General features: G+C 38.2%; 20 protein-coding genes. 9 read left to right on the forward strand and 11 right to left on the reverse strand.

What is annotated here, in order from left to right; all coding sequences use genetic code 11:
• Positions 1-35 precede the first annotated feature (35 nt).
• The 5 genes from G9C87_RS15150 to G9C87_RS15170 all read left to right on the forward strand — a co-directional run bounded on the left by G9C87_RS15150 (position 36) and on the right by G9C87_RS15170 (position 2,423).
• Positions 36-806: an XRE family transcriptional regulator gene (locus G9C87_RS15150; protein WP_172282653.1), complete on the forward strand. Its 771-nt coding sequence runs from the start codon at positions 36-38 to the stop codon at positions 804-806.
• A gap of 197 nt (positions 807-1,003) precedes the next feature.
• Entirely contained in the window at positions 1,004-1,231 is a 228-nt protein-coding gene (locus G9C87_RS15155) for a glutathione synthase (protein WP_172282655.1), read from the forward strand.
• Positions 1,232-1,243: 12 nt separating this feature from the next.
• Positions 1,244-1,468 (forward strand): hypothetical protein, encoded by a 225-nt coding sequence (locus tag G9C87_RS15160; RefSeq protein ID WP_172282657.1) that lies wholly within the window; start codon positions 1,244-1,246, stop codon positions 1,466-1,468.
• A 103-nt stretch (positions 1,469-1,571) separates the two neighbouring features.
• Complete coding sequence (locus G9C87_RS15165; protein WP_172282659.1) at positions 1,572-1,742, forward strand: lmo0937 family membrane protein; 171 nt, start codon at positions 1,572-1,574, stop codon at positions 1,740-1,742.
• 69 nt (positions 1,743-1,811) lie between these two features.
• Positions 1,812-2,423, forward strand: coding sequence for an alpha-ketoglutarate-dependent dioxygenase AlkB family protein (locus G9C87_RS15170; protein WP_172282661.1), 612 nt, complete (start codon positions 1,812-1,814; stop codon positions 2,421-2,423).
• 2 nt (positions 2,424-2,425) lie between these two features.
• Here G9C87_RS15170 and G9C87_RS15175 read toward each other — a convergent pair whose 3' ends face one another.
• The 3 genes from G9C87_RS15175 to G9C87_RS15185 all read right to left on the reverse strand — a co-directional run bounded on the left by G9C87_RS15175 (position 2,426) and on the right by G9C87_RS15185 (position 6,867).
• A complete protein-coding gene (locus G9C87_RS15175; protein WP_172282663.1) occupies positions 2,426-2,884 on the reverse strand; it encodes an NUDIX hydrolase in 459 nt (152 codons plus the stop codon).
• A gap of 27 nt (positions 2,885-2,911) precedes the next feature.
• Positions 2,912-5,683: an aconitate hydratase AcnA gene (gene acnA, locus G9C87_RS15180; RefSeq protein ID WP_172282665.1), complete on the reverse strand. Its 2,772-nt coding sequence runs from the start codon at positions 5,681-5,683 to the stop codon at positions 2,912-2,914.
• 188 nt (positions 5,684-5,871) lie between these two features.
• Positions 5,872-6,867 carry an aldo/keto reductase gene (locus G9C87_RS15185; RefSeq protein WP_172282667.1) on the reverse strand — a complete coding sequence of 332 codons (996 nt, stop codon included), beginning with the start codon at positions 6,865-6,867 and terminating at the stop codon, positions 5,872-5,874.
• Positions 6,868-6,982: 115 nt separating this feature from the next.
• Here G9C87_RS15185 and G9C87_RS15190 point away from each other — a divergent pair, with 115 nt between their 5' ends.
• The gene (locus G9C87_RS15190) at positions 6,983-8,248 is read left to right on the forward strand and encodes an NAD(P)/FAD-dependent oxidoreductase (protein WP_172282669.1); all 1,266 of its coding nucleotides are present in this window, start codon (positions 6,983-6,985) and stop codon (positions 8,246-8,248) included.
• Positions 8,249-8,253: 5 nt separating this feature from the next.
• Here the strand turns inward: G9C87_RS15190 and G9C87_RS15195 are convergent, their stop codons facing one another.
• On the reverse strand, positions 8,254-8,688 hold the full coding sequence (locus tag G9C87_RS15195) for a low affinity iron permease family protein (protein WP_172282671.1): 435 nt from the start codon (positions 8,686-8,688) through the stop codon (positions 8,254-8,256).
• Between the two features lie 265 nt (positions 8,689-8,953).
• Here G9C87_RS15195 and G9C87_RS15200 point away from each other — a divergent pair, with 265 nt between their 5' ends.
• Entirely contained in the window at positions 8,954-9,571 is a 618-nt protein-coding gene (locus G9C87_RS15200) for a ferritin-like domain-containing protein (protein ID WP_172282673.1), read from the forward strand.
• A gap of 64 nt (positions 9,572-9,635) precedes the next feature.
• Here the strand turns inward: G9C87_RS15200 and G9C87_RS15205 are convergent, their stop codons facing one another.
• The 4 genes from G9C87_RS15205 to G9C87_RS15220 form a co-directional block, all read right to left on the reverse strand.
• Positions 9,636-10,538 (reverse strand): helix-turn-helix domain-containing protein, encoded by a 903-nt coding sequence (locus G9C87_RS15205; RefSeq protein WP_172282675.1) that lies wholly within the window; start codon positions 10,536-10,538, stop codon positions 9,636-9,638.
• 16 nt (positions 10,539-10,554) lie between these two features.
• Positions 10,555-11,553 (reverse strand): aldo/keto reductase, encoded by a 999-nt coding sequence (locus G9C87_RS15210; RefSeq protein WP_317168565.1) that lies wholly within the window; start codon positions 11,551-11,553, stop codon positions 10,555-10,557.
• A gap of 133 nt (positions 11,554-11,686) precedes the next feature.
• Positions 11,687-12,631 (reverse strand): aldo/keto reductase, encoded by a 945-nt coding sequence (locus G9C87_RS15215; protein WP_172282679.1) that lies wholly within the window; start codon positions 12,629-12,631, stop codon positions 11,687-11,689.
• A 421-nt stretch (positions 12,632-13,052) separates the two neighbouring features.
• A complete protein-coding gene (locus G9C87_RS15220; RefSeq protein ID WP_172282681.1) occupies positions 13,053-14,861 on the reverse strand; it encodes a hypothetical protein in 1,809 nt (602 codons plus the stop codon).
• Between the two features lie 238 nt (positions 14,862-15,099).
• On the opposite strand from G9C87_RS15220, the gene G9C87_RS15225 reads away from it, so the two are divergent.
• The gene (locus G9C87_RS15225) at positions 15,100-15,564 is read left to right on the forward strand and encodes an SRPBCC family protein (RefSeq protein WP_172282683.1); all 465 of its coding nucleotides are present in this window, start codon (positions 15,100-15,102) and stop codon (positions 15,562-15,564) included.
• Positions 15,565-15,599: 35 nt separating this feature from the next.
• Complete coding sequence (locus G9C87_RS15230) at positions 15,600-16,151, forward strand: DUF6624 domain-containing protein (protein WP_172282685.1); 552 nt, start codon at positions 15,600-15,602, stop codon at positions 16,149-16,151.
• 99 nt (positions 16,152-16,250) lie between these two features.
• On the opposite strand, the gene G9C87_RS15235 is transcribed toward G9C87_RS15230, so the two are convergent.
• Genes G9C87_RS15235 through G9C87_RS15245 form a run of 3 tightly spaced genes read right to left on the reverse strand, consistent with a single transcriptional unit; the run spans position 16,251 to position 21,983 of the window.
• Complete coding sequence (locus G9C87_RS15235) at positions 16,251-17,666, reverse strand: efflux transporter outer membrane subunit (RefSeq protein WP_172282687.1); 1,416 nt, start codon at positions 17,664-17,666, stop codon at positions 16,251-16,253.
• 2 nt (positions 17,667-17,668) lie between these two features.
• Entirely contained in the window at positions 17,669-20,821 is a 3,153-nt protein-coding gene (locus G9C87_RS15240; protein WP_172282689.1) for an efflux RND transporter permease subunit, read from the reverse strand.
• A 40-nt stretch (positions 20,822-20,861) separates the two neighbouring features.
• Positions 20,862-21,983, reverse strand: coding sequence for an efflux RND transporter periplasmic adaptor subunit (locus G9C87_RS15245; RefSeq protein ID WP_172282691.1), 1,122 nt, complete (start codon positions 21,981-21,983; stop codon positions 20,862-20,864).
• Positions 21,984-22,073 lie beyond the last annotated feature (90 nt).

Below are 22,073 nucleotides of genomic sequence, written 5' to 3' on the forward strand. Positions count from 1 at the left end.
CAAAATTATTATATTTGTTGATATAATTTATAGCAATGTCAATTTTAGCAGAAAACATAAGGTATTTGAGAGATCAATTGAAGTTATCTCAACAATCCGTAGCAGATAACTTATCAATCACGCGCGGACGGTATGCAAAATATGAAGATGGCGCTTCGCAACCTCCGATAGAGCTATTGATTAAGATGTCCAGGTATTACAGGGTAAGTATCGATCTGATGGTAACGATAGATCTTAAGAAATACCCATTAAATGATATTATTAATCTTCCCGATAACAGAATTGTGCTTCCTGTCGTAGTTGATCAATCGGGAAATAACAGCATTGAAATTATTCCTCAGAAAGCATCGATGGGATACCTGTCCGGATATACCGATCCAGGGTACATTGAAAACCTCCAGAATATCTCCCTGCCCTTTCTTACAAATGGAAAATACAGGGCTTTTCCTGTAGAAGGAGATTCGATGCCGCCTTTTAAAGATGGTTCTTATATTGTCGGAAAATACATTGAAAAAACAGAAGACCTGAAGCCTGATAAAACATACATTTTCGTAACGTTAAATGATGGAATTACTTATAAAAGATTTAAATCCAGAAAAGAAAATGCGCTTCATATAGCGGCTGACAATCCATTTTATGAGCCTTATGATATTATTTTGAGTGATTTACTGGAGGTTTGGGAATATGCCTGTGGAATTTCGATCCGGGAATTTGAAAATGAAGACAGAACCCAAAGTGTAAAAGACATGTTTCTGGAATTGCGGAGAGATATCAAAAATCTTAATCAAAAGGTATCAGGATTGTAGTGATGATAAAAAGAAATCCGTTTTAAGTTGAATTACCTTATAAATGATTGATTATCAAAATATATGAAATCCTGCATATATACTATTGATAATGGGATTGATCGCTGTGTTGTATGTTAAAAGTGAAAAAAATAACATATTTGTAAAAAATGGCATAATTTATTCTTTATATAAACCGAATTCTTATACTTTATATCATGGCACATCGAAATTTACATAAAGAAGATTTTGTACCAACTGATGACGGACGATATCAGGTTGAATACAAAAAAACAGAAATTGGGGAAGGCTCGAATCTTACTGTAGAGAAAAGAAATGAAGATGGAAGTTTCGAGGTTATACAGGCTATGATAAGAAGACTGAACGACCGTATTTTTATCAGTTGGAGTGAGCCGTTTGAGGGCAGACTTATCTTTGAAAAGTAATAAAAAAGCAATATGGAGTACAACGAAGCAGTTCAGCATAAAAAAGAATCTTTAAAAAAAGCTGATGAAACGGTATTGAAGGATTATCATATCATTATTACCCCAGCTAATACGGAAGAGAGTCAAAAACACATTGAGGCTTTTCTGAAAGCTCCTGATAAATTTGATGATGAAAGTTGTAAAAAGTTTTGTTCGGATGGTGAATATCAGGTTGTAAGTTTTAGAAAAGAGGAGTAACCAACGAAAGAAACGTATTGAGGTTCTGAATTCAGGATAAGAATTGAATAACAAAAGGCATAAGGTATGCTTTAATAAAATAAATCACTTAAAATATACAGTTATGAGAAGTTTATTATGGTTAGTCGCAGTTATTTGTATTGTTGTTTGGCTTTTAGGAATGCTAAACGTTATACCCGGAATAAGTACCGGATATTTAGTTCATGTTTTATTGGTTATTGCCATTATTGTCGTTCTTTATAATATTATTTCAGGCAGAAAGCCTCTTGATTAAAATTTAAAATATTAAAATATCCTTTACCGGATTATTTACCGGTGAAGGATATTTTTTTAATTTCTTACAATGGACCAGCTTAGCTTATTTGATGCAGAAGAATATTACCAGTTTCCTAAAGAGTTATTGGAATATACGGATCATTTTCTATCACAACAGGAAGCAAAAGAGCTTCAGGAGTTTTTAATGGAAACTGCCCCATGGATCCAGACGACTCAGAAAATGTATGACAAAGAAGTTTTGACGCCACGCCTGACCGCTTGGTATGGAGACAAAGGCAAATCTTATCAGTTAAGTGGTACCCGTGTTGTGGTTAATCCATGGTCCCCTGAATTACTGGCATTGAAACAGCGTTTGGAACAGACAACCGGATATACATTCAATTCGGTATTACTGAACCTGTACAGAAATGGCAATGATTCCGTTGCGTGGCACAGGGACAGAGACAGTGAGTTGGGAAACCGGCCTGTAATCGCTTCTCTGAGTCTTGGACAGGTCAGAAATTTTGATTTCCGTAAAGTGGATGATCATCATTTAAAATACAGCCTCCCTCTTTCGCATGGATCGCTGTTGATCATGAAAGGTAATTTGCAGGTTAACTGGGAACATAGAATTGCGAAATCAGCCAAGCCTATGCAACCCCGGATCAACCTTACTTTTCGATTGATTAAAGAATTGTAATCTTACTTTTGCAACAGTTCCTCCAGTTCTGAAAGGAACAACACCTGCGCTGGATTAATACGTATTTTTGCTTCTTCTGAATCGAACCATTCCCATTGGTCTACCTCCGGTATTTCCATACGTTTTCCTGATCTTGGCGGCCATTCTATTTGTAAAGAATTGCTGAAAAGCTGTGTCGTTTCAATATCTGTTTCTATTGCCCAGGCATGCACTGTTTTACCTCCTTTCTGCCGGATGGGAGTCAGTCCTATGAATTCTCCTTCTATAGATTGTCCGGTTTCCTCTTTAAATTCTATGCGGGCCCGTTCCAGGGGATCTTCCCCCTGTTCTATTTCTCCTTTGGGAATGGACCAGGCACCTTTATCTTTATTCTTCCAGAAGGGGCCTCCCGGATGAACCAGAAAATAAAACAGATGGTTATTTTCTTTTTTAAATAATAAGATGCCTGCACTTGTTTTCATTCCATCGTATAGTCCGGATTCCGGAGATTAATTATTCTTTAAATAATCCCGCAAAACGTACTGTAATATTCCCTGGTTTTTATAATATTCAATTTCTATTGCCGAATCTAATCTTGCCTTAACGGTGAATACTGTTTCTTTTCCTGAAGGGTGTACAGCTTTTACATTAAGCATTTTATGCGGAACCAGATTTTCCTCTAAACCGGTGATGGTATACGTTTCCGTTCCGTCCAATCCTAAAGAGGCTGCATTTTCTCCATCATTGAAAACCAATGGTGCCACACCCATTCCAACCAGATTGCTTCTATGGATACGTTCAAAGCTTTCAGCGATCACTGCTTTTACACCTAACAGGAAAGTTCCTTTTGCAGCCCAGTCACGGGAGGATCCTGATCCATATTCTTTACCCGCTAAAATAATCAGCGGTGTATGGTCTTTTTGGTATTGCATCGCCGTATCAAAAACCGTTTTAACTTCTCCTGTAGGTAAATAACGACTGTATCCACCCTCTCTGTCAGCTATTTTATTTTTTATCCTTACGTTGGCAAAAGTTCCGCGCATCATCACTTCATGATTTCCTCTTCTGGAACCATAAGAATTAAAATGTTCTTTGTTTACATTATTGGCTTTCAGATAACTTCCTGCCGCAGAGTCTTCTTTAAAAGATCCGGCCGGTGAAATGTGATCGGTGGTTACAGAATCTCCGAGATACAGCAGCACTTTTGCATTTTTTATATCGGTTACAGGATCCGGCTGAGCCTTGATATTTTCAAAAAAAGGAGCTTCTTTGATATAGGTTGAGCTTTTGTTCCACTCGAAATTCTGATCCAGGTTAACTTCAAGATCCTGCCAGTCTTCTGAACCATCAAAGATTACATTATAAACGTCTTCAAAATCTTCCTGTTTCATGCACTCATTGATCGTTCTTTGGATCTCTTCGCGTGAAGGCCAGATATCTTTTAAATAGACGGGCTGTCCATTCGGATCATAGTCCAGAGGGTCTGTAATTAAATTGATATCAACATGTCCAACCAAAGCATAGGCAACAACCAACATTGGTGACATGAGGAAATTCATCTTAACCTGCGGATGCACTCTTGCCTCAAAATTCCTGTTTCCGGAAAGTACCGAAGCTACTACCAGCTCGCCATTATCAACTGCTGTTGCAATAGCAGGTGGAAGTGGTCCTGAATTTCCGATACATGAGGTACAGCCATAGCCGACTGTATGAAAGCGAAGTGCCTCCAGATCTGTATTAAGTCCGGATCTTTCAAGGTATTTTGTAACGACTTTGGAACCTGGTGCCAGAGATGTCTTAACCCATGATTTTGTTCGAAGTCCTTTTTCTATGGCATTTCGGGCTAAAAGTCCTGCTCCTACCATAACAGCAGGGTTTGATGTGTTGGTGCAACTGGTAATCGCTGCAATTACAATGCTTCCGTCACTTAAGACAAATTCAGAATTATTTTGTTTGATCCTTACAGTTCGTAAAGAGTCCTGAATAACTTCCGAATGAAGTTCTCCTTCAATAGGAACTTTTCCAAACGTAAATTCCGTTCCCGAACCTCCGTCCGCTAACCAGGCATACTCTGTTCTTTTGGAAATAGGTTCGTAATTACGATGATGCTCGTCTTTTAAAACTTCAGAAAATCTCTGGCTAAGATCTTTAACTAAAATTTTATCCTGAGGACGTTTAGGCCCGGATACCGTTGGTTCAAGGGTCGACAGATCAAGTTCTGCGACGGATGAATATTTAATTTCTTCCGTTCCGGTTCTCCATAAAAGATTTTCTTTGCAGTATTCCTCAACAATTTTGATCTGTTCCGGAGAACGGTTGGTAGCATGCATGTATTCCAAAGTACGTGAGTCGATAGGGAAATAAGTAACCGTACATCCGAATTCCGGAGACATATTGGAAATAGTGGCACGGTCGGTAACCGTTAAATGATCAAGCCCTTCACCAAAGACTTCCACAAATTTCCCAACCACTCCCTGGTTTCTGAGGATCTTTGTGATTGAAAGAACCATATCGGTAGCAGTACAATGATCAGGAATTTTTCCTGTCAGTTTTAAACCTACTACCTCAGGACAGGTAAAGAAAATAGGCTGTCCCAGCATAGCTGCTTCCGCTTCTATCCCACCAACACCCCAGGCGATAACCCCGATTCCGTTTACCATTGGCGTATGTGAGTCTGTCCCTACCAATGTATCAGGAAAGAGCCATCCGTCTCTGCTGATCACTCCTTTTGCTAAATATTCCAGGTTAACCTGATGGCATATTCCCATTCCGGGAGGAACTACGGTAAAATTATTCAACCCATGTTGTGCCCATTTCAGAACTTCATACCGTTCCTTATTCCTTTCAAACTCCAGTTCTACATTCCGGTCATAAGAATAATCGGTTCCGAAATAGTCTACCTGAACGGAATGGTCGATAACCAGATCTACCGGAATAGCTGGATTGATCTTTTGTCCGTTTTTTCCCTGCCTCACAAATTCTGCCCTTAAAGAAGCCATATCTACTACTGCCGGTACTCCCGTGAAATCCTGCATCAGGATCCTGGCGGGTTTAAAAGGGATATCCTTATCATTAGGAGCAGGTGTCCATTGCAGTAAGGTATTGATATGTTCGTCTGTAATACCAAAACCGTCATAATTCCTTAAAACATTTTCTAGAAGAATACGGATACTGAACGGAAGATGATCCACACCTCCCGGCAGGTTTCTTAAAGAGCTATAAGTATAAGATTTTCCATCAATAGTAATTTGTTGTACAGATTTTGCGTTTGGGGTGTTCATTTCAGGTGTTTTTTATTATATATACTAAGTTACCTCAAAAAAAGAAATATGAAAAGAACATTAGGATATATTAACATTAAAGAACCTTTTTTTTCTTTAGTCTACTTATATTTGATCCAAGACAAATGATAAACTATTAAAACATAAGCCTCTCACAATGAGAGGCTTATGTTAATAATATTAAAATTCTATCTGTAATCAGGGATCTGTGCTTTCTCATAGATCAATCCCTCAGATTTTATCTCATTCCAGAAATCAGGAGGAATTACGGCATTTAGTCCTTCTACATTGTCATGCACCTGATCCGGCTGACTGGCCCCGGGAATAATGGCCGCAAATTCATCAGCCGCCAAAACAAATTGCAGGGCTGCATGTACAATGTCTGTGTTGTATTTTTTTGCTATTTCTGCAATCCGGTCTCTTTTTTCTGTCATCCCTTTGGGAATGACGTCTTTATAATTATAGCGGTTTCTCCCCGCAATAAATCCTGAATTATAACCGGCTCCGGAAACCAGTTTTACCCCAGCTTTTTTTACGGCCGGAAGTAATCTGTCTACGGCATCTTCATGTTCTAAAATAGAATATTGGGTAGCAGAAAGGCAGATGTCTGGGTCAGCAGCTTCAATGCAGTCCAAAATAGGCTCTATTTTATTAACACCCATTCCCCAGGCTTTTATAATCCCTTGTTCCCTTAACTCTGAAAGTACTTTAAAAGCTCCTTCCTTTGCCTGTTTCAGAAAGTAAGGATACCGGTCACCGACCTGATCTTCAGAAAGGTCATGGATGTATACAATATCAATACGGTCGAGCCCTGATCTTTCAAGGCTTTCATCGATTGACCTTTTTATAGCATCTGCTGTATAATCATGCCGGAAGTCATAATTTAATGGATTTTTCCACATGGTGGGTGGGACCTCAGATTTAGGGACTTCCTTAAATAATCTGCCTACTTTTGTAGAGAAAACAAAGTCATCTCTATCCTTACCCTGTAAAAACTGTCCAAATCTTCTTTCGCTTTTTGTCAATCCGTACCAGGGTGAGGTATCATAATACCGTATGCCCAGGTCCCAGGCCTTTTGCAGGACTTCGTGCGCTTCTTCATCCGTAATGTCAGCAAAAGCAGTTCCTATAGCTACTCCTCCTAATCCTAATTTGTGCTTTTCTGTTAGAATGTCTGTTTTCATATTGTACTTTTTATGTTGGGTTATAGTAAAGCAAGCAAACATTGTGCATTTATGAACTTTAATTTTTTTTGGTCTTATTATTGGACTCTTACTGTAACCACTCAAAATAGTAAGTATGAAAAAGCACATCATCATTGTAGGCGGAGGATTTGCTGGGATTAATCTCATCAAATCACTTAAAAATGACGAACGGTTTGAGATCACATTGATTGATAAAAATAATTACCATTTCTTTCCTCCTCTCATCTACCAGGTAGCCACTTCTTTTATTCAGGCTTCAAATATCAGTTATCCTTTCAGGAGAATGATTTCAAAGTTCCGAAATGTACGGTTTCACATGGGAAATCTAATTAAAGTGGTTTCAGAAACCAAAACCGTAGAAACTGATACCGGAAATTTAAGCTATGATTATCTCGTTCTTGCTTTAGGAACCGAATCTAATTTTTTCGGAATGGAAAATGTTCAGAGGTGTGCACTTCCTATGAAAAGTATTACTGAAGCTCTTTATCTTCGAAATCATATGCTTCTGACTCTGGAAGAAGCGGCAAGAAATAAGGATATGAAAGCAGCAGGTCGTCTTCAGAATATTGTTATTGCAGGAGGTGGACCCACAGGAGTGGAACTTGCTGGGATGCTGGCAGAAATGGGAAAATATATTGCTGAAAAAGAATATCCTGAAATTAAACTGGGTCTTTCCAACCTGTATCTTATTGATGCCCTTCCTACCCTTCTTTCACCGATGAGCGAAATGGCCCAGAAAACTTCTTATGAGACACTGAAAAAATTAGGGGTAAAAATTATTCTGAACGTCTCTGTGAAAGATTATATTGACAATAAAGTAATCCTTTCTGATGGAAGATCCATTGAAACCGAGACCCTGATCTGGACATCCGGTGTCATAGGCCGGGAAGTTCCCGGTATTCCCAAAGAAGCTATCGGTCGTGGAAGAAGAATACTGGTAGACGGATATAATGAAGTGGAAGGAATGAGAAATATTTACGCTGTAGGTGACATTTGTCTTCAGCTCACGGAAAAAAAATATCCAAACGGGCATCCTCAACTGGCACAGGTAGCCATACAGCAAGCGCATAACTTAGCTGATAACTTTAAGTATATTGCACAAGGTAAACCTTTGAAACCTTTCGAGTACAATGACAAAGGAAGCATGGCAATTATTTCTAAATACAATGCGGTAGTAGACCTCCCAAAATTTTCTTTTAAAGGTTTTATAGCATGGCTTACGTGGTTATTTATTCATATCATTCCTTTGGTAGGATTTGGAAGTAAGGTCCGTCTTGCTTTTGATTGGCTTCGGTTGTTTATTACCAATAACCCTTCTATCCGTTTAATACTCTATCCAAAGAGGAATACAGATAAATAACAGTTTTATTTATACCGCTGATTACAGGCAGATTTTGATTGCTCATCTATTGATATTGAACGGGTGGAAGAAGCTTCTTTTTTAGGTAGTTTTCCCAGTTTTTCATAGAATTTATGAAGCTGGTCCAGTTCATCTTCTGTAAGATCTTCAATATCTACGATCCGGTTACTGGCGTGTTCATGAGCAGCAATTAGCTCGTTAAGTTTAATCTGTATGGCTTTTGAGTCCTTATTTTGTGCTTTTTGGATAAGGAAAACCATGAGAAAAGTAATTATTGTGGTTCCGGTATTGATAACCATCTGCCAGACTTCCGAAAAATTAAATATAGGTCCTACGGAAGCCCAGGCAATAACGAGGATTGTTGCTGTGATAAATGCAGCGGCACTACCAGTAAAATAAACAGCTTTATCTGCGAATTTGTCAAAAAGATTCTTTTTCATAATAATAGTGGATTGGAAGACATACATTTTAGTGATGCTTAATGTCTTTTCATTTATTTCGAATATAAAGATTCAGCAACTGTTATTTTTATGATCATAGTCATAATTAGAATTAGTAATTGCGTATTTAATTCTATTTATTTTTATTCAATATTTCATTTTTAAGTTAAAGTAATGTTAAGTATTTAAATAATTTGAGGTTTCGTTGTTGCGTTTGGCTTTATTATTGTAACCAGTTAATGCATAAACCACAAAAAATATTAATATGGCAACGAGTACAAAAACACCAGGAAAAAAAACGGCAACGTCTTCAAGAGCCAGATCGGCATCAACCCCGGCTAAAAAAACAACCGCGGTAAAAACTCCGGCAAGAAAGGTTCCCGCTAAAAAGGATGCGGCAAAGGAACTCAAGGATCTGTTTGAAGATGGGCTTAAGGATATTTACTGGGCTGAAAAAGCATTAACGAAAGCTCTTCCGAAAATGGAAAAAAATGCTGATGATAAAGGCCTGAAGAAAGCGATATCAAGTCACCTGGCTGAAACCGAAAACCATGTAAAAAGATTGGAAGAATGTTTTGCTGCTTTGGGCAAGAAAGCTCAGGCAAAAAAATGTGATGCCATGCAGGGATTGCTGGATGAAGGGAAAAGTATTATGGAAGAAACACAACCAGGCTCTGTACGGGATGCCGGAATTATTGCAGCATCACAGAAAGTAGAACATTATGAAATTGCAACCTATGGTACGTTAGCAGCTTATGCTAAGGTTCTGAAGCAAACCAAATGTCTGAAAATTTTATTGAAAACATTGGAAGAAGAGAAAAAATGCGATGAACTCCTTACCAGTATCGCAGACACTGCTCTGAATAAGAAAGCAATGAAATAATATGAATATTACAACAAAGAATCCTCAATTTTAATTGAGGATTTTTTTTATAAAAATTTAAGTATTATTCTATGCCGAAAGAAGTTCTGAACTCCATCGGAGCCATTTTTGTTTTCTTTTTAAATAGAGTGCTGAAAGACTGAGGATGTTCAAAGCCTAACGCATAGGCGATTTCACTCACAGATAAATTAGTGGTCGACAGTTTTTCTTTGGCCTTTGCTATTAATTTTTCATGAATATGTTGTTGGGTATTCTGCCCTGTATGAATTCTTAACAGATCACTGAGATAATTAGGAGATAGGTTCATTGCTTCAGCAATAAGCTGAACGGTTAACAAACCCTTATCTGCAGATTGTTCATGATCAAAATAATCATTCAGAAAAAGCTCGAATTTTGTTAGGAGCTGATGATTGCTGTTTTTGCGGGTAATGAACTGCCGTTCATAAAAACGATTGGAATAATTAAGCAAAAGATCAATCTGAGATAAAATAATCTCCTGGGTATGACGATCGATATGCTGACATTCTTTATCTATTTTTTTGAGTATTGCAATCAGATCATCTTCCTCATCTTCCGATAAATGTAAAGCTTCATTTACCGCATAGGAGAAAAAACCATAACCCGTAATCGAAGATGCCAGAGGATGTTTCAATAAAAAATCAGGATGAAAGATCAATAAGTAACCTGATCCGCATTCCATATTTTGCAAGTCTAAATACTGTACCTGGTTAGGTGCAGTAAAGCTTAATACTCCTTTATCATAGTCATAATGCTGCTGACCATATTTGATCTTGCCTTTTGCTTCTCTTTTCAATGCAACACAGTAGAATCTGTTCACAAAACCTTTCCATATTTCATCTTCCAGAAATATAGAATGGGACAGATTAATAACACTTACCAGCGGATGTTTAGGTTCCGGTAAGGATAATAGGCGATGAAAAGCTGAAACCGACTGAATAGCATTCATAAAACAAATGTAATAATTAATCTAACAGTCCCATACTGAATTCATCATATTGAGCTCCCGTATCAGTGCCTAAAGGAATAATGCTTTCCAGTTTTAAAATTTCCTCTTCTGTAAGCTGAATATGAACAGCATCAATATTCTGTTCCAGATATTTTCTGCGTTTTGTTCCTGGAATCGGGACAAAGCCTTTACTGATAATCCATGCTAATGCCAGTTGGGAAGACGTAATGTTCTTCTCTTTTGCCATAGACTCGATGGCTTCTACCAGTTTAATATTTTTATAAAAATGTTGTTCCTGAAAACGAGGGATTGCGCGTCGGAAGTCATTTTCAGGCAAGTCATCAATGGAACGGATTTGTCCGGATAAAAAACCGCGTCCCAGCGGAGAATAAGGCACAAACCCTATTTTCAGTTCTTGTAATGTTGTAATCACTCCTCTTTCTTCTACTGTACGCTCAAACAATGAATATTCACTTTGTACAGCTGTAATGGGATGAACAATATGGGCTCTTTTGATGGTTTCTGAAGATACTTCCGATAAGCCGATGTATTTCACTTTTCCTTCTTTTACCAGTTCGCTCATTGCTCCTACAGTTTCCTCTATAGGCGTGTTTTTATCCAGCCGATGCATATAATAAAGATCAATATAATCAGTCTTTAAGTTTTTTAATGAACGTTCTACTGATTTCTTTACATAATCCTTCTTTCCGTTGATGGCCCAGGTAACCTTATCCTGGTCATTGATTTCCCAACCAAATTTGGTAGCAATAATATATTGGTCCCGATTGTTTTCCGTAGCTTTGGCAATAAGCTGCTCATTTTTAAACGGACCGTAAAGATCTGCTGTATCAAGAAAATTACCTCCTAGCTCTAATGATCTGTGAATGGTCGCAATAGCTTCCTTCTCATCTGCTTCACCATACATATTTCCGTCTTCAAAACCTGTCATACCCATACATCCTAAACCTATAACAGGAACTTTCAATCCCTGATTTCCTAATTGTATTGTATTCATTTTCATACTGTTTATTTAATGATTCAAAATTCGTAAGAAATAAAAAACAGCATGTATGCAAAACACTGAACAACGTATGTAAATCAAGGGTATATAGATCATAAAAACAAAAGCCTCGTATGAGGCTTTGTTTTTATTTGCTTGCTTCATTCAGAAGCTGTACATCTTCATTACTCAGATGAAGTTCAGTCGCTTTAAACAAGGTTTGTAATTGAGACTGGCTGGTTGCGCTTACGATAGGTGCGGTAATAAGTGGGTTGGCTAATAGCCATGCTAAGGCAACAGAAGCCTGGTTGGCCTGATGTTTTTCACTTACCTGATCCAAAGCTTTTAATACCCTCTCTCCTTTTTCATTAAGATATTTTCGGGCACCTTCTCCCCTGGCACTTTTAGAAAGATCTGCTTCACTGCGGTATTTTCCGGTTAGAAAACCTGCCGCTAAAGACCAGTATGGGAATACGCTCAAATCATATTTTTCCACCAAAGGAGCGTAATTTTTTTCAAAGTTTCCACGCTCTAATAAATTATAATGAGGTTGTAAAGCGACATACCGGGGTAAATTATTCTTTTCTGAGGCTTCAAAAGAAGCGGTAAGCCTTTCCGGAGTAAGGTTGGAAGCTGCAATATAACGCACCTTTCCGGCTTTTATAATTTCGTCATACGCCTCAAGAGTTTCCTCAACAGGGGTTTTATGATCATCAAAGTGGGTATAATAAAGATCTATATGATCGATCTGTAATCTTTTCAAAGATTCGTCAACAGATTTCAGGATATGTTTTTTACTGATATCAAAACCATGTTCTTTGGTTTCTGATCCTACTTTAGTCGCAATGACAAGATCATTTCTGTTGCCCCGGCTCTTCAACCATTTTCCGATAATTTCTTCAGACTGTCCCCCTCTTCCATTTACCCACCAAGAATAGGTATCAGCAGTATCTATAAAATTGAATCCGGCTTCTGTAAACTGATCCAGGATGTCAAAAGATTGTTGCTCATCCAATGTCCATCCGAAAACGTTTCCTCCGAAATTAATAGGTGCGACCGATAAATCCGTATTTTTTATCATTCTCTTTTTCATACATTAAAAATTAATTTTTTAGTCATAATCATTGATGTGGTGCTCTATGAACCCACAATTGAAAACTGTTAAGATAGTTTATCTCCTTGTTTTTTGAATTTGTTTGAAGACGGAGAATCATCTTCAGTACTATAAATTTAAAGAAAAATTTTCTTAAGAATAGCGGACAGAAGATTATTTAAGATAATATTAATACAATACGGTTGATCATAAGAGTTTATTCTGTCAATTAAGATTATGATTTTAAATACAAAGACACAAAGGAATTTAATGATGATACTTTTTAAGGGGCAAAGATTTTTGGAAGGTATGATGTAATTTTGAATTCTTTCAATATTATATTTATTAGAGATAAAGCCCCTGCGCTTTAACAAAATGAAATATGCAAAATAGCGTCTTTGTATTTAATAAAAAATGATTTTTATTTTTCTATCTGTGGAATTATAATTTGTGAGATCATTACTTTACACTCTTCAAGTTGATGTTTCATATTTTCTTTTTCTTTATTAAAAAATGCGGTGGTACAGAACAGATTTTCGTAGTAAGCAATGCCTTCCAGTAGATTTTTTCTGAAGATATTCCATTTCTTTGTTTGGGAAAGAGTAACCGTGTCAGTTACCGCTTTGATTTCCTTTTTCAGGTGTTCCACATACATTTTCAGCTCATTAATGAACATATTCGGGCGTTTATGGTCCGGAAGGATATTTCCGTTGCCATAGATGTGCTGAACCATTTCAGTGAGAGAAACCTCTTTATCAAAATAAGCCAGATTAGGTCCCGGACAAATAACTACACCTTGATCCTCTCCTTTTATTTGAATCTCCTGTTCCATATAGGCTGCATTCACAAGCCCCACACATAAGCAGGCTTTATTAGTTATCTCTTCTTTCCTGTTGTTAAACTCTTCTTCACTGAGGATTTCTTTTTCTTTCTCAAGCTCTTTTAATTTGATAGCTTGGTATTTCCGTGATGCCGTGCAGTTTCCTTTGGAGGAATATTCTTTGTTTAGTGCAAGCAGTTTTTTGGGACAGGAACTACCATACTTTCCGTGAGCCTCTTTTTGATGTTTAAGAAGTTCATTGGAGGTTCCCCGGACAGTATTAAAAGGAACTCCTAAAGGTGAAATCGTACTGAGATAAAAATCATTTTCTTTAGATCGGGCCAGGAGATCGCGGGTTACTTTATCTACAGATGTCGCTTCAGGAACCAGTAAAAATGGAGAACCCCATCCTACACTGTCTGCATGATAATATTCAAGTAAAAAACCATGTTCTTCGGAAGTTCCTACTCCTCCCTGAACGGTAATTTTTACTTCCGGCGGTTGAGTAGCCGTATATCTGTCTTTTTGTTCTAAAGCTGCAATCATAAGAACATAAGCAGAATTTATGAGTTCATTCTTTTTCTGTTTGAATTCTTCCAAAATGGGACCTAATAATAAGCCCTCCGTTGCAAAAGCGTGACCACCACAGTTGAGCCCGGATTCAACTCTGTATTCTGAGACCCATAATCCCTTTTTTGCTAAAAAATTTCCCTGGATCATGGCGGAACGGAAATCACTTACCTTGAGGATGATCTTTTTTTTCAGATTTCCATTTTTGTCCGGAAAAAAATCATCAAATTCTTCGAGGTAGCTGTATAAACGTGGATTCATTCCTGCAGAAAGTACCACAGATGAAGAGAGTCTGCTATGAGCAAAGCCCCGTAACGATGCGTGGGCGTCATTATGCATTACAGGAAGCTGTTCATTTTTCGCGAAATTATCCTTATCTACTTTTGTCATAATATTCACATCTATATTCCCGGGACTGAGATGAGCGTCAATAAATTTTCTGATACCGGAACCTACATAGTCTTTTTGATCTGCAAAATCCTGCAATCTGCTTTTAATAGAAGAAGTGTTCGGTAGCATGCCTATAAATTCTCTGAGTGTTTCTGCATTCTTGATAATCTCCTGCTTAAAGGATTCGAACTTTTTATTAACGATGTCATCTACCATATTAAGGTAGTCCGTTATTCTTCTAGCTCTGTAATCTTCAGTTTTTGTAGAGATGAATGGATAATTGAGATTGAATTTTCCAGCGTAAAAATTCTTCATTTTTTCTATAATCTCGTCATCTATGATCGAAATAACGGAGGAAATTCCATATTGTGCAACCCGTATCGGACTGTCAATAGTATAGGCTAGTCCCATCACCGGAATATGGAAACTGTGTAAGGGTTTATTTGTCATTTTGTTTTGATAAAAATAGGACGGAAAGATAGCCTGAAATAGTGGGTTATTTTATACCCTTTTCTACTAAAGTATACGGATATGGTATATTACATTTTCCTTTATTAAAAGGGTAAACAGAGAATTTATTCATGTCGACCTTTTATTTATGAAAAAAAATAAAAAGAACACTTGTTTTTTAAAACTAATGACTTAACTTTTCCCTAAGGACTCAAACTTTTAAAATTGACGATACAAAATGGTACATCAACTTCAACGTGAACAGCAGCTTTATTGTGATCTGGAAACAGCATGGAGATTTTTTTCTTCAGCCAATAATCTTTCAAAAATTACTCCAAAAGATATGAACTTTATTGTCCTGACCAAGCTGGAGAATGATGAAATTTATGAAGGGATGATAATTGATTATTATGTTTCTCCATTGCTGGGGATTAAGATGAGCTGGCAAACTGAGATCATTCAGGTTTCTTTTCAAAAAAGTTTTACTGATTTTCAGAAAAAAGGACCTTATAAACTTTGGAATCACTTTCACGAATTCATTCCCAACGAAAAAGGTGTTTTAATGAGGGACACGATTAATTATGAGCTGCCAATGGGTGTTTTAGGAGAAGTAGCCCATGGGCTTTTTGTGAAAAAGAAAATTGAACATATTTTTAATTATCGTTATCAGATTCTGGAAAAAATGTTTAATGAGAAAAAGTAATCTGACTTTTAGTTCATGAATTTGTCATCAATACCATGAGACATAGTTGTTTTATCCTGTTATTAAATGTATTGCTTATTTCTTCCTGTAAAAAGAAGGATGATGAATACCGTATTATAAAATATCAGCTGGAAAAAGTATTGGTTGATGATCAAAAGTACAGGGCGCCCGTATACAATCCACAAAAGCAAAATCCGATAGATCGAAATAATTTGATGATCGTTACAAAAATTATTGATAGTCTGGGTTGGTTGGGAAAGGATAAGATTGGAAATGATGCTAATCTTGCTTTGTTCGTTACGATACAACACGCAGGGAAATTATCTGTAATGGAAAAATATCTTCCCATAATGAAGGAAGCCGTTAAAAGAGGAAATGCTGAAAGGTCTCAGCTGGCTTACCTTATCGACAGGGTTGAGATTTTAAATAACAGAAAACAGATATATGGAACCCAATATTCTATAGATGACAAGGGCAAGGTTTTTTTTAAAGATATTGCAGATTCAAGCCACGTAAACGCAAGGAGAAAATCCATGAATTTAGGAACTATTGATGAGTATATAAAGATGATTGATTCTGACCGGTAGACTATTTTGCTTGAAGCTTTTGTAAAAGGTATCAATTGAAAAAATAAAAACTGCCTCATTTTACAAGGCAGTTTCACAAAAGTAATCGTATTTTGAGTATCAATTAACCCCTCCTCCTAAAGACCGGTAAAGGTCTACTTCTGCATTTAGCTTTTCCAGGGTAATGTTTACATACTCAAGATCATTCTGGAGCTTGTTATTCTGTGCAGTGATTACCTCCAGATAAGTTGCCATACCACTTTTATATAATTTAAGCGCATCATTGATTCCTTTGTCCAGAATAGCAGTTCTCTGTTCCAGTAATGTGAGCCTTTCTGATGTTCCTTTAGATTTGGCCATTGCATCGGAAACCTCACTTACTGCTGTCATCATGGATTGCCGGAATGCTATCACCGCTTTTTCCTGTTCAATAACAGCTGTTTCATATGCCGTTTTCAGCTGCCTTTTCTGTAACAAAGGCATTGCTAAGTTAGCAGCCAGGGTCTTGGTGATGGATCCCGGGAGATCAAACCATGTATTAAACTTATTCGAGTTGATCCCAATTTGTGGAGTAAGGCTTATGCTCGGATACATGGCGGCCTTGGAAAGACCTGTTTTAGCATTCAGGCTGATAACAGCCAGCTCTGCTGCTTTCAGGTCTGGACGTCTGCTTAAAAGCTGGGCAGGAACTCCTTCTGACAATGTATTTTCGGGGATCATATTTTTCATGGAGTTTCCCCTGTCGATTTTTCCAGGATATTCGCCACACAAAATACTTAAAGCATTTTCCTGTATTGAAATATTCTGCCTGGCCAAAGGGATCAGAAGTTCAGCTGTTTTCTTTTGGGCTTCAGATTGCTGAATTGCCAATGAATTGATCTGTCCTGCCGTATATTGCAGCTTCATTATTTTTAGGGTATTATCACTTAGCTCAATATTTTTTTCTGCTATTTTCAGCTGTTCATCAAGGCTGATCAGATTGTAGTAGGCCTGAGCTACCTGTACGATGATGCGTGTTTTAAGAGCATTCATATTTTCTTTTTGAGCAAAATAATCAGCTGCAGCGGATTCTTTCTGCATTTTGGTCTTTCCCCATATATCCACTTCCCACGACAACCTTAGCGTTGCGCTGAAATCATCAATATACTTGGTTCCGGTAAACTGTTCATTAAGGGAACCATTCAGACTGTTTTTTGAAGCCCATGCCCTGTTGGCCCCTGCACTGAAGTCTACAGTTGGCATAAGGTTGTTTTTGGCCTGCTTGTAGGCGAGATCAAGCTGCTCCATATTTTTAAGCGCGGTATGGATCTCATTATTCTTCAGGAGAGCCTTATCGATAAGGTTAATCAGCTGAGGATCCTTAAAAAATGTTTTCCAGGGAAGTATAACCGTATCTCCGGTTACTTTTGTGGACTCTTTATATGTTTGAGGGACATTAAGGTCCGGTCTCTTATATTCTTTTCCTACGGCGCAGGACAACAGGAGTATTGCTGCCAATCCCGATAAAAGGAAATTTTTTATATGAAATGTGTTCATTTTTATTGATTTAGTGATGAAACATTAGAAACATTAGGATTCTTTGCCGAAATCTTTTCATCGATATATTGAAAGAACATATATAATACTGGAATCACAAATACTCCCAGAACAACCCCGCTCAGCATTCCCATTGCCGCACTCACGCTGATGGATTTATTTCCTGAAGCCATTCCTCCGGAGGATAACATCAAAGGAATCATTCCCACAATAAATGCCAGTGAAGTCATAATAATAGGACGTAATCTGGACTTCGCCCCTTCAAGAGCCGACTCGAGAAGAGACATTCCTGATTTTCTCCGCTGGACAGCGAATTCAACGATCAGAATGGCATTTTTGGCTAAAAGTCCTATCAGCATGATCAAGCCAACCTGTACATAAATATTGTTGTCGAATCCTATTGCTTTTATTCCAAGGAACGCTCCAACAATTCCTGTAGGAATGGAAAGCATTACAGCTAATGGAAGTATATAACTTTCGTATTGGGCAGCAAGGAGGAGATAAACAAACAATAGACAGAGACCGAAGATTGCAATAGTCTGATTTCCTGATGACTTTTCCTCTAAGCTCAATCCGGTCCATTCGTAACTATAATCAGATGGAAGTTTATCCAGTGTTTTTTCCAGGGATGTCATTAATGCCCCGTTACTTACTCCCGGTTTTGGGGTCACGTTGATGTTCAACGAATTGTAAAGGTTATATCGTCCAACAGATTCAGGACCATATACTTTCTTTAAAGTGATCAAGGTGTTAGCCGGAACCATTTCACCTTTGTTGTTTTTCACGAAGATATCATTAAAGGCTTCCGCATCCATTCTGAAAACTCCATCCGCTTTAATATTTACCCGGTAGAATTTCCCGAATCTTGAAAAGTTTTGAGACTGGTCTCCTGAAAAATAAGTCTGTATACTTCCTAAAAGATTGGAAATGCTTACGCCCAGCTGTTTGGCTTTGTCTTCATCCACTTCCAGCTCCATTTGCGGATAATCTGCCCGGAACATGGTGTAGGCAAAAGCTACGTTGGGATTTTGCATCAGCTGTCCGATCAGCTCATCAGCTTTAGCCTTTAAAATCTGTGGGTCACGTCCCATGCGGTCCTGAAGTACAATTTCTGCATCGTTGGTCATACCATATCCTTCCACCGGAGGCATTCTGAATGTCATGACACTTCCCTCTTTGATGCCTGAAAACTTCTCGTTAACAATGGCCATGATTTCATCAATATCCTGGGTTTCTCCTCTTTCTTTTTTAGGCTTCAATTTTACAAATCCCATAGCATAGGCCGGCCCTGAGCTGTTACTCAATAAATTGTAACCTGTGATAGATGTATTTTCCTGAATAGCATCCAGTTTTTTCAGCATGGCATTCATTTTATCAGATACTTCTGTTGTTTTCGTTAATCCTGTCCCTGGCGGCATACTTAAGGTATACATAAACAGTCCGTCGTCTTCCATAGGCACAAAACTTTTGGACGTAGAAGTCATCAGCCATGCGGCTCCCCCGATAATCCCTATGATCAGACCTCCGGCAATCCATTTTCTGTTGATCAGAAAGCGTACGCCTTTTACATATCTGCCCGTTAAATTATTAAAGCTGGCATTGAAAGCGGTAGCGAATCTTTTTCGAAACCCTTTCTTCTTACCATTTTCCTCATGGGAATGGTTATTTTTAAGAAAAACGGCACATAATGCAGGTGTTAATGTTAATGCATTCACTGCCGAAATAATAATTGCAATAGCCAGCGTATAGGCAAACTGTTTATAAAATAATCCTGCTGAACCCGACATGAATCCGATCGGAATAAATACGGCAGACATAACCAGGGTAATTGAAATAACAGCTCCGGTAATTTCATTCATGGCTTTGTGTGTTGCTTCCTTACCGGTAAGGCTGGCTCCTTCCATATTACTGTGTACCGCTTCTACGACAACGATTGCATCATCAACGACAATACCGATGGCCAGAACCAATGCAAAAAGTGTCAGTACATTAATCGTGAACCCTAGTACAAGAAGGAAAAAGAAGGTTCCGACAATCGCTACGGGAACCGCAATAGCAGGAATAATGGTAGACCTGAAGTCCTGTAAGAAAATAAACACAACAATAAACACTAGAATAAACGCTTCTATCAACGTAGATTTTACCTGTCCCGTTGCTTCGTCCAATCTTTCTTTGGTACTGATCACTTTAGAGTATTTAATTCCGGGAGGAAAAGATTTGGAGAGCTGTTCAATGGATTTGTTGATTCCAATTTCAATTTCGTTGGCATTGGATCCCGTAGTCTGCATGATAGCAACAGTTACTGCATTTTTACCATTTGAAAGATTATCCCCGCTGTAAGAAATTGATCCGAATTCTACTCTTGCTACGTCTTTGAGGCGGATCAGTTTGGTTCCGTCATTTTTAACAACGATGTTTTCAAATTGTTCAGGTTTGTTTTTCTTTCCTTTGTACCGGATAACATATTCAAGGGAAGCATTGGATTCTTCACCCAGTTTACCGGGAGCAGATTCCAGACTGTGATCAGCTACAGCATTGGAAATATCAGCAGGTTCCAGTCCGTAAGATGACATTTTCTGCGGATTCAGCCAGATTCTCATTGAATAATCTTTAGCTCCGAAAACCTGAGCCTGCCCTACACCTTTTACCCTTTTTACCTGTGGAATAAGATTGATGTTGGCATAATTCTGTAAAAAGGTTTCATCATACTTTTTATTATCATCAGTATAAATGTTAAACAGCATGATCATACTGTTTTGCTGCTTGGAGGTGGTTAATCCCATTCTCACAACTTCCTGAGGTAAAATAGGGGTTGCCTGCTGCACTCTGTTCTGTACATTTACGGCAGCCTGATCGGGATTAACTCCTTGTTTGAATATAATTGAAATGGAAAAAGTTCCGTCATTACTGGCATTCGACTTAATATATTGCATGTCTTCCACTCCATTGATCTGCTCTTCTAAAGGCGTTACTACGGAGCGGATAACGGTTTCACTATTTCCTCCCGGATAAGATCCGGAAACCATAATGGTAGGCGGCGAAATATCCGGAAACCGGGTTACCGCAAGTTTGCTGAGGCCTATGATTCCCAATATGACAATAATAAGGGAAATTACAGTGGCCAATACCGGTCGGTCTATGATTTTTTTTAGCATGTCTTAATTTCTTTGGATGAGTACATTGTGTTTTTAGAATCTATTTTGAAGGGATGATTTTAGGGAGTACTGATGCTCCTTCGTTAAGGGCATCAATCCTGTTGATGGCTATTTTATCTCCCGGCTGCACTCCTGATGAAACGAAATAATCAGAGATGGTTCCTCCTGAGATTTCAATTGGAGTCATAACAACTTTGTTCTGAGCATTCAGTCTGTAAACAAAAAATCTGTCCTGAATATCCTTTACAGCTGTTTTAGGTAATTTAATGACATCATCCACATACTGATGAATCTTTACCCGCGCTGTACCTCCTGCACGAAGAAGTTGATCAGGATTTTGAAATATTGCTTTCAGCTGCATACTTCCTGTCATCCGGTCAAAATTTCCACTGGCATTTTCCAGCTTTCCTTTATATGGATAGGTAGAACCATCCGGAAGGATCAGTTCAACGTTTCCGGTTTGATCTTCGGAGGCCATTCTGGCTTTGGTATAGCGAAGGAAATCGGCTTCGTTCATTGCAAAATAAACATTCACTGTATGGATATCGGAAAGTGTGGTAAGCGGAGTGGCATCAGAAGGGGTAATCAGATTTCCGGTTCTGTTGACGATCCTGCCAATATATCCCGATACAGGAGCTTTTATATACGCAAATCCGGCATTGATCTTTGAAGAGCCTAATGCAGATTTAGCCTGTGCGACCTGAGCTGTTGCTGCTGCATAGCTTGCCTGAGCTGTTTTCAGCTGCATATCGGAAACCACATTTCCTTCCACCAATGGTTTTAGTTTTTCTACTTCAAGTCTGGCACTCGCCTGGTTGGCCAATGCTATTTTTAATGCAGCATCACTATTATTTACCTGTTCATTATAGACTGAAGGATTGATCCTGAAAAGCGTCTGCCCTTTTTGTACATATTGCCCTTCTTTTACGTATACCGTTTCCAGATAGCCTGTGACCTGGGCTTTGATATCCACATTATCCTGTCCTTCGATACTTCCAGGATATCCGGAAGAAATATCAGCATTTCCTGATTTCAGCTGTATAAAATCGGTAGGAAGTGCAGACATTTGCTCACCTGTTTCCTGGCTTTTTCCGGAGTTGCAGGACTGGAGAAAAACAGCTGCTGTCAATAGCAGTACGAAATAACCTTTTTTACAATTCATAATATACGATTTACTATTTGTTGACTACAAAATAATCGCAAAAAAAGGGCATTGATAGGGAGAATTTCAGTGAAACGTAATTATTCGGGG

Source organism: Chryseobacterium sp. LAM-KRS1 (assembly GCF_013184525.1).
GTDB lineage: Bacteria > Bacteroidota > Bacteroidia > Flavobacteriales > Weeksellaceae > Chryseobacterium > Chryseobacterium proteolyticum.

Excerpts from the sequence above, each read along its gene's own strand:
- G9C87_RS15160 (WP_172282657.1), top strand. The coding sequence starts at position 1,244 with ATGGAGTACAACGAAGCAGTTCAGCATAAAAAAGAATCTTTAAAAAAA.
- G9C87_RS15210 (WP_317168565.1), bottom strand. The coding sequence starts at position 11,553 with ATGAATACAATACAATTAGGAAATCAGGGATTGAAAGTTCCTGTTATA.
- G9C87_RS15200 (WP_172282673.1), top strand. The coding sequence starts at position 8,954 with ATGGCAACGAGTACAAAAACACCAGGAAAAAAAACGGCAACGTCTTCA.
- G9C87_RS15185 (WP_172282667.1), bottom strand. The coding sequence starts at position 6,867 with ATGAAAACAGACATTCTAACAGAAAAGCACAAATTAGGATTAGGAGGA.
- G9C87_RS15240 (WP_172282689.1), bottom strand. The coding sequence starts at position 20,821 with ATGCTAAAAAAAATCATAGACCGACCGGTATTGGCCACTGTAATTTCC.
- G9C87_RS15155 (WP_172282655.1), top strand. The coding sequence starts at position 1,004 with ATGGCACATCGAAATTTACATAAAGAAGATTTTGTACCAACTGATGAC.
- acnA (WP_172282665.1), bottom strand. The coding sequence starts at position 5,683 with ATGAACACCCCAAACGCAAAATCTGTACAACAAATTACTATTGATGGA.
- G9C87_RS15190 (WP_172282669.1), top strand. The coding sequence starts at position 6,983 with ATGAAAAAGCACATCATCATTGTAGGCGGAGGATTTGCTGGGATTAAT.
- G9C87_RS15165 (WP_172282659.1), top strand. The coding sequence starts at position 1,572 with ATGAGAAGTTTATTATGGTTAGTCGCAGTTATTTGTATTGTTGTTTGG.
- G9C87_RS15195 (WP_172282671.1), bottom strand. The coding sequence starts at position 8,688 with ATGAAAAAGAATCTTTTTGACAAATTCGCAGATAAAGCTGTTTATTTT.
- G9C87_RS15230 (WP_172282685.1), top strand. The coding sequence starts at position 15,600 with ATGAGACATAGTTGTTTTATCCTGTTATTAAATGTATTGCTTATTTCT.
- G9C87_RS15205 (WP_172282675.1), bottom strand. The coding sequence starts at position 10,538 with ATGAATGCTATTCAGTCGGTTTCAGCTTTTCATCGCCTATTATCCTTA.
- G9C87_RS15220 (WP_172282681.1), bottom strand. The coding sequence starts at position 14,861 with ATGACAAATAAACCCTTACACAGTTTCCATATTCCGGTGATGGGACTA.
- G9C87_RS15235 (WP_172282687.1), bottom strand. The coding sequence starts at position 17,666 with ATGAACACATTTCATATAAAAAATTTCCTTTTATCGGGATTGGCAGCA.
- G9C87_RS15245 (WP_172282691.1), bottom strand. The coding sequence starts at position 21,983 with ATGAATTGTAAAAAAGGTTATTTCGTACTGCTATTGACAGCAGCTGTT.
- G9C87_RS15170 (WP_172282661.1), top strand. The coding sequence starts at position 1,812 with ATGGACCAGCTTAGCTTATTTGATGCAGAAGAATATTACCAGTTTCCT.
- G9C87_RS15215 (WP_172282679.1), bottom strand. The coding sequence starts at position 12,631 with ATGAAAAAGAGAATGATAAAAAATACGGATTTATCGGTCGCACCTATT.
- G9C87_RS15150 (WP_172282653.1), top strand. The coding sequence starts at position 36 with ATGTCAATTTTAGCAGAAAACATAAGGTATTTGAGAGATCAATTGAAG.
- G9C87_RS15225 (WP_172282683.1), top strand. The coding sequence starts at position 15,100 with ATGGTACATCAACTTCAACGTGAACAGCAGCTTTATTGTGATCTGGAA.
- G9C87_RS15175 (WP_172282663.1), bottom strand. The coding sequence starts at position 2,884 with ATGAAAACAAGTGCAGGCATCTTATTATTTAAAAAAGAAAATAACCAT.